The organism is Microbacterium sp. (assembly GCF_039812165.1).
In the GTDB taxonomy this organism is placed as follows: domain Bacteria; phylum Actinomycetota; class Actinomycetes; order Actinomycetales; family Microbacteriaceae; genus Microbacterium.
This window is the reverse complement of record NZ_JBDIAB010000082.1, coordinates 1-12,098: the sequence shown is the minus strand read 5'-3', so window position 1 is coordinate 12,098 and position 12,098 is coordinate 1. Positions and strand designations below refer to the sequence as shown.

11 protein-coding genes are annotated in these 12,098 nt (G+C 74.1%); 2 read left to right on the top strand and 9 right to left on the bottom strand.

Annotation, left to right across the window (positions count from 1 at the left end):
- Positions 1 to 538: DapH/DapD/GlmU-related protein (locus WML84_RS08330; protein ID WP_347345680.1), on the bottom strand; the 538-nt coding region annotated here is incomplete at its 3' end.
- Positions 539 to 836: 298 nt separating this feature from the next.
- Here WML84_RS08330 and WML84_RS08325 point away from each other — a divergent pair.
- Positions 837 to 1,883: a beta-propeller fold lactonase family protein gene (locus tag WML84_RS08325; protein WP_347345679.1), complete on the top strand. Its 1,047-nt coding sequence runs from the start codon at positions 837 to 839 to the stop codon at positions 1,881 to 1,883.
- A 127-nt stretch (positions 1,884 to 2,010) separates the two neighbouring features.
- Here WML84_RS08325 and WML84_RS08320 read toward each other — a convergent pair whose 3' ends face one another.
- The 8 genes from WML84_RS08320 to WML84_RS08285 form a co-directional block, all read right to left on the bottom strand.
- Positions 2,011 to 2,652 carry an SDR family oxidoreductase gene (locus WML84_RS08320; protein ID WP_347345678.1) on the bottom strand — a complete coding sequence of 214 codons (642 nt, stop codon included), beginning with the start codon at positions 2,650 to 2,652 and terminating at the stop codon, positions 2,011 to 2,013.
- Between the two features lie 104 nt (positions 2,653 to 2,756).
- Positions 2,757 to 3,134, bottom strand: coding sequence for a DUF3054 domain-containing protein (locus tag WML84_RS08315; RefSeq protein ID WP_347345681.1), 378 nt, complete (start codon positions 3,132 to 3,134; stop codon positions 2,757 to 2,759).
- A 23-nt stretch (positions 3,135 to 3,157) separates the two neighbouring features.
- Positions 3,158 to 3,916 carry a hypothetical protein gene (locus tag WML84_RS08310; RefSeq protein ID WP_347345677.1) on the bottom strand — a complete coding sequence of 253 codons (759 nt, stop codon included), beginning with the start codon at positions 3,914 to 3,916 and terminating at the stop codon, positions 3,158 to 3,160.
- 48 nt (positions 3,917 to 3,964) lie between these two features.
- Entirely contained in the window at positions 3,965 to 5,044 is a 1,080-nt protein-coding gene (locus WML84_RS08305; RefSeq protein WP_347345676.1) for a crosslink repair DNA glycosylase YcaQ family protein, read from the bottom strand.
- A 3-nt stretch (positions 5,045 to 5,047) separates the two neighbouring features.
- Positions 5,048 to 5,905, bottom strand: coding sequence for a 3-methyl-2-oxobutanoate hydroxymethyltransferase (gene panB / locus WML84_RS08300; RefSeq protein ID WP_347345675.1), 858 nt, complete (start codon positions 5,903 to 5,905; stop codon positions 5,048 to 5,050).
- The gene (gene panC, locus WML84_RS08295; protein WP_347345674.1) at positions 5,902 to 6,756 is read right to left on the bottom strand and encodes a pantoate--beta-alanine ligase; all 855 of its coding nucleotides are present in this window, start codon (positions 6,754 to 6,756) and stop codon (positions 5,902 to 5,904) included. Before panC ends, panB begins: the two co-directional genes overlap by 4 nt.
- A complete protein-coding gene (locus WML84_RS08290) occupies positions 6,753 to 7,649 on the bottom strand; it encodes a DUF2520 domain-containing protein (RefSeq protein WP_347345673.1) in 897 nt (298 codons plus the stop codon). Before WML84_RS08290 ends, panC begins: the two co-directional genes overlap by 4 nt.
- Positions 7,650 to 7,921: 272 nt before the next feature.
- Positions 7,922 to 9,019, bottom strand: a complete 1,098-nt coding sequence (locus tag WML84_RS08285; protein ID WP_347345672.1) for a class I SAM-dependent methyltransferase — start codon at positions 9,017 to 9,019, stop codon at positions 7,922 to 7,924.
- A 112-nt stretch (positions 9,020 to 9,131) separates the two neighbouring features.
- Between WML84_RS08285 and WML84_RS08280 the strand changes: the two genes are divergently transcribed.
- Entirely contained in the window at positions 9,132 to 11,873 is a 2,742-nt protein-coding gene (locus WML84_RS08280) for an AAA family ATPase (RefSeq protein WP_347345671.1), read from the top strand.
- The last annotated feature ends 225 nt before the right edge of the window (positions 11,874 to 12,098 follow it).

The window sequence follows — 12,098 nt, the reverse complement described above, 5'->3', positions numbered from 1 at the left end:
CGCCCGGCGCGACGTCTCGGGTGACGACGGATGCCGCGGCCACGACGGCGCCGTCGCCGACCGTCACCCCGGGGAGGATGGTGCTGTTCGAGCCGATCCAGGCCCCCTTGCCGATGACGACCGGCGCGGGCACGACGTCGGCGCGGTGGGCGGGGTCGAGCGGGTGGTTCAGCGTCGCGATGACCACGTTGTGCCCGATCAGCGCGCCGTCCTCGATCGTGAGCCCGCCCTGGTCCTGGAACTTGCAGCCCATGTTGATGAACACGTCGCGACCGATGGTCGTGTTGCGACCGAAGTCGGTGTGGAACGGTGGGAAGAGCACCACGGAGTCGTGGATCGGCGAGCCGGTCAGGTGCGCGAGCAGCGCCCGGACGCCCGCCTCGTCGTGGTAGCTGCCGTTGAGCTCCGCGGTGATCCGCAGCGCGTCCTGCGCCGCGCGATGCATCACCGCGTGAAGCGGCGAGCCGCCCGGGATCGTGCGTCCGGCACGCAGCTCGGCCAGCAGCGCCTCGATCGTGGCATCCGGTTCGTCGTCCATCGAACCCCCCTCTCTCGTGGGTCTCTTCATCATGCACGAGACACGTCCGGCGAGGCACTGGCCCGCCTGTCGACCCTGTAGGAGACAGCGAGCGCTGCGTTGCGGGGGGATGTCGCTCCGAGAGCCGGTCGAGCTCGTCGATGTCCATGACCCGATCAGAGCAGCAGGACGCCGAGGCTGCCGCGCCTCGCCGACACGAGGGCGAGACGGGCGAGCTCGCGCAGCGGTGCGGTGGCCATGGCCTCAGACAGTGCGCCGTCGTTCTCCACACCTGGCGCCTCCCCTCTACGATCGGGCTATGACCGACTCCTGGCTCGTCCTGGTCGCCAACGCGGGCGACGGCACCATCAGCACCTTCCGGCTCGAGGGCGGCGCGCTCGAACGACTCGCGGTGACCGACGGCGTGAAGGGATGCTCGACCTTCGCGATCGACGCGACGCGCGACCTCGTGCACGCCGGGGTCAAGGGAGCCGCGGAGGGCGAGCCCGCCGGCATCCTGACCCTCTCGCTCGACCGCGAGACGGGGAGGCTCACGCCGCGCTCGCGCCTCGACCTGCCCGACGGCGGCATGAACTACCTCGCGGTGACCCGCGACGGGACCGGTCTGCTCGGAGCCTCGTACGGTGGCGGCTATGGGATCAGCTGCCCGGTCGCAGACGGCGTCGTGGGCGAGCCGGTGTCGCGCATCGCGTTCCCGAACCTGCACTCGGTGCTGCCGAGCGCCGACGGCCGCTTCGCGTACTTCGTCTCGCTGGGCGCCGACCTCGTGGCGCAGTACGCGCTCGGCGACGACCTCGCGCTCGTGCCGCTCGACCCCGAGACCGTCGCCGCTCCGGCCGGCAGCGGTCCGCGGCATCTCGTGCTGAACGACGCGCAGGATGCCGTGTACGTGCTGACCGAGTTCTCCGGCGAGGTGCTCCACTTCGCGCGCGACACCGACTCCGGCGTGCTCACGCTCCAGGACGCGGCCACCGCCTACGACCCCGCGAAGGGGCTGGGGCACAGCGAGCTCGGCGCCGACCCGCTGGCGAACCACTACATCTGGGGCGCCGACCTCCACCTCGCCGACGGGGGGCGCCGGCTGTGGGCGACCGAGCGCACCGAGAGCACCCTGGGCGCGGTGGCCGTCGCGGCCGACGGGTCGGTGTCGGCACCGACGCGGTTCATCGTCACCGAGACGCAGCCACGCGGGTTCGACGTGAGCCCCGACGGCGCGTACCTCGTCGCCGCCGGCGAGCGGTCGACGACCGTCTCGCTGTACGCCGTGGAGGGAGACGGCCTCGAGCTGCTCCAGCGGGCCGAGACCGGCGGCGGGGCGAACTGGGTGCGGTTCCTCGCGGACTGACGCCGAGGCCCCGTTCGACCGCCGGACGGGGCGAGACGCGACGGGCGCCCGCGACGTCTCACCCGCTCCACGATCGTGCGGCGGATCGGCGCGGCTCGATCGGACCTCAGCCGGTCTGATCCGCGCCCTACGTGAGCGCGACCGCGATGGGCGTCAGGCCCGAGCTGAAGCGGATCGTCCGCCCCACCGTCGCCGTCTGCCTCAACGCCGTCGCGATGACGTCGGCGACGTCGGCGCGCGACACCGTGCCCGACTCGGTCGCGGTGACGTCGATCCGCCCGGTGGGCGGATCGGACGTGAGCGTGCCGGGTCCGAGGACCGTCCAGTCCAGGCCGCTCCGGCGCAGGTGCTCGTCGGCCGCGGCCTTGGCCTCGGCGTAGGCGAAGAACGGATGCTCGGGGTCGACGCCGTGCTTCGTGCGGGCGCCGAAGTACGACACCATCACGTAGCGACGGACGCCCGCGGCGACCGCGGCGTCGACGGAGCGGATCGCGGCGTCGCGGTCGACCGCGTACGTGCGCTTCGGGCTGCCGCCGCCGGCGCCGGCCGACCAGACGACCGCGTCGTGCGCGCGGACGAGGTCGGCGAGCTCCCGGGTCGTGAGGGTCTCGACGTCCGCGACGAGCGGCGTCGCGCCCGTCACGGCGACCTCGGACTCGTGCTCGGGATTGCGGAAGACCGCGGTCACCTGATGACCGTCGGCGATGAGAAGCGGCTCGGCGAGAAGGGCGACCTTCCCGTGTCCGCCGATGAGCAGGATGCGTGCCATGTGCGGCTCCTTCCTCCTCATTCGAGCCTACGTCCGCTGCCGGCCGTCGGCACGGGATGCCGTCGCATCCCGGCGCCGGTCGGCGAGGTTCGCGCGGACTCGGGTCAACGGTGCCGGCGTCGGCGGGAGCGGATGCCGCGGACCACGGCCCGCCACCCGACCAGCAGCGCGAACAGCACGATCGCGGCCACGACGACGAACGGCGGCGCGGTGCCCTGATCCGAGACCGCGCGCAGCAGCATCCCACCCGCGAGCGTCACGGCCCACACGCCGAGCCCCGTCCGCACCGGTGCGCGCGGCGCGAGCCAGGCACGCGTGACGAGCCAGCCGAGGACGAGGCCGGCCAGGAACGGCCACGCGGTCTGCCACAGGCCGAGGCCGAACGCCTGCTCGTCGTGGCTCGCACGCCCGGTCGCCGCGAAGAGCACGACGAGCACCGCGTCGAGCGCGAACGCGCCCGCGACCGCGCGGGTCGAGGGCACGGCGTCGTGCGCCCGGGCGTCGCTCACAGCATCCACGCCTCGACGTCCATCCCGCCGCCGGTGGGCGGGTCGGCGATGACGGGCGGCGGCTGCTGCCGACGGCGGAGGCTCCGCAGCGGCGCGTCCCGCAGGCGCGCGCCGGCCCCGGTCGCACCCGCCCGCAGGTGCACGAGATCGCGCGACCTCGGACCGGTGGGGATGTCGTCGGGCAGCTCGCCCGCCGCCACGAGCCAGCGGGGCAGACCCAGCAGGCGCGCCACCTCGCCGAGCCGCTCCGACTCGAACACGCTCCCCGGATCGAGCTCCTCGGCGAGCAGCTCGCCGAGCCGCTCCGCAGCGTCGTCGCGCCCGCACAGCGCGGCGAGCGCGTCGGCGTCCTCGGCGCCGCACGGATCGGGCAGCACGTCCTTGTCGGCGCCGGGCTCCTGCGACGGGTCGCTGCAGTACCGGCCGACCTCGACCCCGTCGCTCCAGCCGACCAGCGCGAGCTGCCGGTCGCGCCGCACGCGCACCGCGAGCACGGCACCCGGCATCCCCTCGGCGAGGAACGCTCCGACCTCGATCACGCCGCGGCGGTCGTCGGCCACGACGCCGTCGCCGGGGTCGCCGAGCACGACGACCCAGCCGTCGCTCGCGGGCGCGAGCCATCCCGAGAAGCGGATGCCGCGCAGAAGCGTCTTCAGCTCGCCGACGTCGACCGCGGCCGCCGGCAGCAGCACGGCGCCGTAGCTGAGCCCTTCGGGCTCCTCGTCCTCGGCGGACGCACCGGACGACAGCGGCATGAACACCCTTCGATCATCCCGCATCCGCGGCCGGCCGACAGCGCGCGGCTACAGGCCGGTCACCGGCACGCCGAGCCACTCCCCCAGCTCGGCGATCTCGGCGCGCACCATCTCGTCCTCCGCGGGCTCGAACGGGACCAGCTCGTGCACGGCGTTCACCCGCAGCGCTTCGCGGGAGGCGTCGAGCGCGGCGTCCAGCATTCCGGCGAACCGGTCGCCGATCAGGATCGGATAGGCGAAGTAGCCGTAGCGGCGCTGCGCGGCGGGCTTGAACTGCTCGAGCACGTAGTCGAACCCGAAGAGCTCGCTGAGGCGCGGGCGGTCGAACAGCATGCCGTCGTACGGGTTGAGGAACGCGACCCGGCCGGCGCCGTCGTCGCGGTCGAGCGCGGCGAGCGCCTCCGGGTCGACCCGGTACCGGCGCGTGCTGCCTTCGATCGTCGCGGGCTCGCCCGCGTCGCCGACGGGCGTCCACGGCGACCGCTGCTTCGCGATGCCCGCCGCCTGCAGCCGCCGTTCGTCGAGCAGTCGCGCCGCCTCCTCGTCGCCGTGCTCGGGCAGATCCTGCGGGTACACGCGCTCCGCGAGATCCCAGCGGCGGTGACGCCCCTCCCGACCTGCGACGGCCACCACGCCCTGGCGCAGGAGGAAATCGAGCATGTGCGGCACCTGGTTCGATCCCGACCAGCCGTCGGGCGGCCGACTGACCTGCGACGTGTCGGGGATCGCCGACGCCGGCAGCGGACCCTCCGCGCGCAGACGTGCGACGACGTCCTCGCGGAAGCGGGCGTTGGCCTCGAGCCACTGCCGGCTGCGCTCGTGCTCGGGCCACCTGCGCATCGCGGGGAGCATGAGCGGCAGCAGGCTCATCGGGCGGAAGGCGCCGTCGAACTCAAACAGCTGCCGATCGCCCTCGACCGCCTTCACCAGCTGCCCGGGCTCGTACGACCAGCCGATGCGCGACCACAGCACGGCGTGCTCGCACGGTGCGATCGTCGCGGTGGGGTCGATCTTCACGTACCCGAGCTGTTCGGCGACCTCGACGACGTCGCCTGGCCGCTCGGCGTCGAGCAGCTGCGCCCGCACGACGATGCGGCGGGCCTCGTCGCGCGTCAGGCGATGGGTCACGTCCTACTCCGGGCCCTCGAGCGCCGCGCGCGCGGCGTCGACCGCCTCCGCGGATGCCGCGTAGGTGTGGGCGGCCGCGGGGAACGCGCCGCTGCGCACCTCGTCGGCGTAGGCCGCGACGCCCGCGGCCATCGCCTCGCCGACGGCGGCGTAGCGCTTCACGAACTTCGCGGTGCGACCGGGCGTGATGCCGAGGAGGTCGTGCAGCACGAGCACCTGGCCGTCGGCGGGACCGGCGCCGATGCCGATCACGGGGATGCGCAGCTCCGGCAGCACGACCGCCAGCACCTCGGCGGGGACCGCCTCGACGACGAGCGCGAAGGCCCCGGCATCCTGCACCGCGAGCGCCTCGTCGACGATGCGCGCCGCGGTCGCCGCGGTGCGCCCCTGGGCGCGGAGCCCGCCGAGGGCCGTCGCGGTCTGCGGCGTGAGACCGATGTGCGCGACCACGGGGATGCCCGCCTCGACGACGGCACGGATGCGGCTCAGCCGGGCCGATCCGGCGCCCTCGAGCTTGACGGCATCCGCTCCCGCCTCCTTCACGAAGCGCACTGCGGTGGCGACCGCCTGCGCGTCGGAGACCTCGGTCGACCCGAACGGGAGGTCGCACACCACGAACGCCGTGCGCACGCCGCGCCGCACCGCCCCCGCCAGCACGAGCATCTCGTCGGTCGTGACCGCGACCGTGGAGTCGTGGCCGAGCACGACCTGTGCGCCCGAGTCGCCGACGAGCACCATGTCGACGCCCGCGTCGTCGGCGATGCGCGCCGTCGGATAGTCGTACGCGGTCACCATCACGATCCGCTCGCCGCGCGCCTTGAGCTCGGTCAGGTGCGGGATGCTGATCGGCGAGCGGGTCATCGTCGGCCTCCGGGGGCGAGCAGGACGTTGTCTATCAGGCGGGTCGCACCCACGGTGGCCGCCACCACGAGCAGCGCGGGGCGATCGACGGCCCGCATGGGTTCGAGCGTATCCGGGTCGACCACGGCGAGGTACTCGGGCGCCACGCCGGCCTCGACGAGGGTCGCGAGCCCACGCGCACACAGGGCCTCGGCGTCGGCGTCGCCGGCGGTCACGGCCGCCGCGATCGCGGTGAGCACGCGCGGGATCGCCGCGGCGCGCGATCGTTCGTCGGGACTGAGACGCGTGTTGCGGCTCGACCTCGCCAGGCCGTCGTCGTCGCGCGAGGTCGGGCGCACGGCGATCCGCACCGGCACGTCGAGGTCGGCGACCACCCTCCGCACGACGACGACCTGCTGGGCATCCTTCGCGCCGAAGTACGCGGTGTCGGGCAGCACCGACAGCAGCAGCTTGACGACCACGGTGGCGACGCCGTCGAAGTGGGCGCGCCCGCGGTGGGCGCCCTCGAGCGTCTCGACGATGGATCCTGCGACCCGCACCGTGGTCGCGAAGCCGGCCGGGTACAGCTCCGCGGCGTCTGGCGCGAAGAGCACGTCGACGCCGGCGGATGCCGCCAGCTCGGCGTCGCGCTCCTCGGTCCGCGGGTAGGCGGCGAGGTCGGCGGCCTGGTCGAACTGCGTCGGGTTGACGAAGATCGAGAGGACGACGGTGTCGTTGTCCTCCCGGGCGGCGCGCAGCAGCGACAGATGTCCCTCGTGCAGGGCGCCCATCGTGGGGACGAACCCGATCCGGCCGCCGCGCGCGGGGGCGAGCGCCGCGCGCAGCTCGGCGATGGTGCGGACGGTCCTCATGGGCGGCCTCTCGGGTGCGATGCGGGGCGACCGGATGCCGCGGGCTCGAGCGACGCGGCGGTGGTTCCGGGCGACGCGTCCGGCTGACGGGCCGCGGCGGTCTCGGGCGGCGCGTGCCCGCGGTCCGCCGAGGTCCCGGCATCCCGGATCGCGCTGCTCGCGAGCTCGCGCGTCGCCGACACGAGGGCGTCGAAGAGCGCGAGCCGCTCGGGGAGGCGGTCGGCGACGGCGGCGCGCTGACGCGTCACGGTCTCGTGGTCGCCACGAGCGATCGGCCCGGTGAGGGCGTCGTGCGCGCCGGCATCCGCCCAGTTCTCGACGGTGGCGCGGACGAGCGGGACGAGCGCCGCGCGGTCGACGCCGGCGGTCGTCGCGAGCTCCTCGGCGAATCCCTCGACCGCGACGAGGAAGTTCGAGGCGATCGAGGCCGCGGCGTGATAGGCGGCGCGATCGGCGTCGGCCACCTCGAAGCCCGCCATCCCGAGCGCGTCGGCGAGCGCCCCCGCCGCGGCGCGGGCGCGTGCGGTGGAGCCGGCGAGCGCGGCGGGGACGCCCGCGAACGACACCGTCGATGCCGTGACGGCGACGAGCGGGTGGATGCTGAACGCCTCGTGCGGCGCGAGCGGTTCGAGCGACGTCGCTCCGGACAGGTGTCCGACGAGCCGCCCCGGTGCGACGCGCGCGGCCGCCGTCGCGATGGCGGCATCCGGGACCGCGAGCAGCACGACCTCGGCGTCCTGCCCCGTCGCCCCACGGCCGGCCGGCCCTCGAACGACGACGCCGACCGCGGTGAGAGCGGAGACGAGCGCCGTGCCCATCCGCCCCGCGCCGACCACGAGCACGGTGCCGTCGACCGGCGGCACGGCGGCAGGAGAGGTGGGGACATCGGGCATGGCGGACCAAGAAGCAGGCGACGGCACCGCGGCGAGCGGACCAGTGCCACCGTACCGCGCGGGCGGCGGTGCGGTGCGCGACGTGCGCGTCCCGGCAGGCCCAGCCGCTCTCCGTCCCCCCGAGCCAGACTCCTCTCTTGCCGAACCGGGCTCCACCTCCCGCCAGTCACTGCGCTGTCATCCAGTCACTGCGCTCTGCCGCAGTGAGTCGACACCAGCGCAGTGACTCGAGGCGCAATGCGGCGCGAGCGAGACCCGGGGAGAGTCAGGGCTCAGGGCCGGACTTCGAGCACCCGGTTGAAGGGCGTCTCGGCGACGCTCCGGAACCGGGTGAACCCGCCGGCCGTCGTGACGTCGCGGATGCGCGCAGGACCCGCCTGCGTGCCGAGCGCGAGGCCCACGTCCTGCGACAACGACGACGGCGTGCACAGCAGGGTGGAGAACCCGTAGTAGGCGCGACCGACCGGGTTGAGGTTGTCCTCCACGTGGTCTCCGGCCATCGGCTCGACGATCATCCACGTGCCGTCGCCGGCGATCGCCTCGCGGACGTGCCGCGCCGCACCGACCGGGTCGCCCATGTCGTGCAGGCAGTCGAACATCGTCACGAGGTCGTAGCCGCGGCCGCCGAACTCCTGGGCCGAGGCGACCTCGAAGCGCACACGGTCGTCGACGCCGGCCTCGGCGGCGCGCGCCCGGGCGGTCTCGATCGATTCCGCGTGGTAGTCCGACCCCACGAACGTCGAGCTCGGGAACGCCTTCGCGAGCAGGATCGTGGATGCGCCGTGTCCGCAGCCGACATCGGCGACGGCGGCTCCCGCGCGCAGCTTCTCCTCGACGCCGTCCAGCGCCGGGATCCATGAGGCGACGAGATTGGCGTGGTAGCTCGGGCGGAAGAACCGCTCGCACCCGATGTGCACGTCGGTGCCGTGCTGGTGCCAGCCATAGCCGGCGCCGCTGCGCGCGGCCTCCACGATGTGCTGCGTGTCGTGCACGGTGCCGAGCGCGATCTGGAAGAAGCCGGGCAGGAAGGCGGGACTGTCGGCATCCGTCATCGCGAGGGCGTGCTCGGGCGGCAGGGTGTAGCGCTTCGTCGCCGGGTCGTAGGCGACGTACCCGCCGGCCGCCTGGGCGTTGAGCCATTCACGGGCGTAGGGCTCGGCCGTCTCGGTGCGCTCGGCGAGCTGGGCCGGCGTGCTCGGGCCGTGCGCGGCGAGGTCGCGGTAGTAGCCGAGCTGATCGCCCATGACGACGAGGGCGGCGTTGAGCGTCGCGCCGACCTCGTCGACGGCACGGAAGACGAAGCCCATGAGCTTGTCGGTGTCGATCGCGGACGGCTCGGTGGCGGCGGCGGGTTCGGCGGTGAGAGACATCTGCGTCTCCTTCGGGTGGCGGCGGGATGGATGCCTCGACGATAGGAGCCTGCGACCGGCTGCCGCGTCCGGGTACCCCCCTGGTCTTGTCGGCCGGTCCTAGACTCGGGACATGCTGGTGGGTCGGCAGCCCGAGCTGCAGGCGATCGATCGGCTCGCGGCCGCGGCGCGTCTGGGCACGAGCGGGATGCTCGCGCTCACGGGCGAGCCCGGCGTCGGCAAGACCGCATTGGTCGGGGCGGCTCTCGAGCGGCTCGCCGACATGCGCGTGCTGCGCGCCACCGGGCTCGAGGCGGAGCGGGAGATCCCGTTCGCGACGCTGCTGCAGCTGCTGCGTCCCGCGCTCGGGGCGCTCGACGGCCTCCCTCCCATGCAAGCCGATGCCCTCGCCACCGCCCTCGCGCTCCCACGGCCGGGTCTCAGCGCGGCGGCCGTCGACCGGTTCACCATCGGCGCGGCCGCGCTGAGCCTCGTCTGCCGCTACGCCGAGGAGGGCCCCGTCGCGGTCGTCGTCGACGACCTGCACCTGGTCGACGCGCCGTCTGCGGGCGCCCTCGTGTTCGCCGCCCGCCGGCTCGGCGCCGACGCGGTCGTCGTGCTGCTCGGCGTGCGCAGCCCCGACGGCGACGAGCTGGTCGCGGGCCTGCCGACGCTGCGGCTCGAAGGCCTCGACGTCGACGCGTCGCGGGAGCTTCTGGCGGCCGCGTCGCCGGGCATCGTCCCGGAGGAGCACGTCCGTCTGCTGCATCGGGCCACCGCGGGCAATCCGCTCGCGCTGCTCGAGCTCCGCACCGCCGACCGCGCCGTCATCGAGAGCCTCGAGACCGGGCTGCCGCTGCGCGTCCCGCGCGCGATCGTCGACGCGTTCGGCCAGCGCATCGCGCGGACGGATGCCACGACCCGGGCGGTCCTGCTCGTCGCCGCCGTGTGCGGTGCCGACCTGCGGCTCATCGTCGACGTGTGCGCCGCGCTCGGGCTGGACGCGGAGCTGCTCGGCGAGGCCGAGGATGCGGGCCTGATCGCCGTCCGTGACGCGCAGGTCGAGTTCCGGCATCCGCTCCTGCGCGCGGCCGTGTACTCGGGCGCGACCGCGTCCCAACGCCGCGACGCCCATCGGGCCGCCGCCGACGCGACGCCCGCGGGCGACGTGGACCGGCGGGCATGGCATCTGTCCGAGGCCACGTGGCATCCCGACCGGGCCGTCGCCGCCCTGCTGACGGATGCCGGAGATCATGCGGTCGCCCGAGCCGCGTACTCCGTCGCGTCCAGGGCGTTCGAACGCGCGGCACGACTCACCTCCGACGCGAAGGAGCGCAGCGCGCGTCTGCTGCGTGCGGCCGATACGGCGTGGGAGGCGGGCGACGGCGAACGCGCCCTCACTCTCCTCGACCGACGCGCCCGGGACACGGCATCCACCTCGCCGCCGGACGTGAGCGAGATCGAGCTGCGCGCCTCGATCACGGCTCGCACCGGCTCGCTGCGCGAGGCCCTCGACCTGCTCCTCGACGCCGCCAACCACGCCGAATCGCCGGACGCGACCGCGATCGCGCTGGCCGATGCGGTGCACGCGACCTTCTACCTCGGCGATGCGCGCACGGCGGCGCAGCTGGCCGAGCGGCTCGAGGCGCTCCGATCGCGCGTACGGGAGCCGCGAGCACGCGCACTCGGCCTGATGGCGACGGGCATGGCACGCACGCTCGCCGGGCACGGCGGCACCGACGACATCCGCGCCGCCGTGCCGCTGCTCGAGGCTGATCCCGAGCTGCGGCACGACTCGCGCCGGCTTTCGTGGCTGCTGCTCGCGCCGCTGTTCCTGCGCGATGCGACCAGCGGCGCCCGGCTGCGCACGCTGGTGGCGGAGGTCCGTGGCGCGGCGGGCATCGGTGCGCTCCCGGCCGTGTTGTTCCACGTCGCCCGAGACCAGGCGACGACCGCCGCCTCCTGGGCGCGAGCGGAGGCCGACTACACGGAGTCGATCCGACTGGCTGCCGAGACGGGGCAGGCGACCGAGCTCGCGATGTCGCTCGCCGGACTCGCCTGGCTCGATTCGCGGGCCGGACGCGCCGACACGTGCCGAGTGCACGCCGCGCGGGCGAAGGAGCTGTGCGCCGCCCGCGACATCCATATCGGGGAGGTCTGGGCCGGCCATGCGCTCGGCGATCTCGAGCTCTCGCTCGGCCGGCCGGAGCTCGCCGTCGTGCACCACGCGGAGCTCGTCGCACTGCTCGAGCGCCTGGCGATCGACGACGTGGACCTGTCGCCGGCGCCCGAGCTCGTCGACGTCCTGCTACGGCTCGGTCGTCGAGAGGATGCCACGGTGCTCGCCGCGCAGTTCCGTGAGCGCGCTGCGCGCAAGGGACAGCCGTGGGCCCAGGCGCGGGCGGATCGAGCGTGCGGCCTCGCCGCCGGCGAGGACGATTTCGTCGCATGGTTCGCATCGGCGCTCGCGTGGCACGAACAGACCCTCGACCGTTTCGAGGTCGCCCGCACCCGCCTCGCGTACGGTGAGCGCTTGCGTCGCGCCGGCCGGCGAGTCGACGCGAGAGTGCAGCTGCGGGCCTCCTACGAGGTGTTCGCGGAGCTGGGAGCAGCCGTGTGGCGCCACAACGCCGCGACCGAGCTGGCCGCCACGGGCGAGCACGTGGCCGCCCCGGGCGCGAGCCCTGTCACCGCCCTCACACCACAGGAGCTGCAGGTCGGCCTGCTGCTCGCAGAGGGACGAACGACACGCGAGGCCGCAGCCGCACTGTTCCTCAGCCCCAAGACTGTCGAGTATCACCTGCGGAAGGTCTACACGAAGCTCGGCATCGCCTCCCGCGTGGAGCTGGCCGAGGTATTGGCCCCGAGAGCCTGAGCAGCGCGCGGCGGGGACTCGGCGTCAAGGGCGAGCACGCGCCATGGTGTCTCGAGCGACCTCGCCGCAATCGATCGCGCCTTCTGTGCCGAGCTCGGGCGGAGGGACGTAAAATGGAACATGGAGCACTCCATCAACTCGGGCACCATCGTCGCGATCGTCGGCGAGCACGCGGAGGATGCGCTCGCGACGTTCGACGGCATGCCGGGCGTCGAGGCCCTCTCG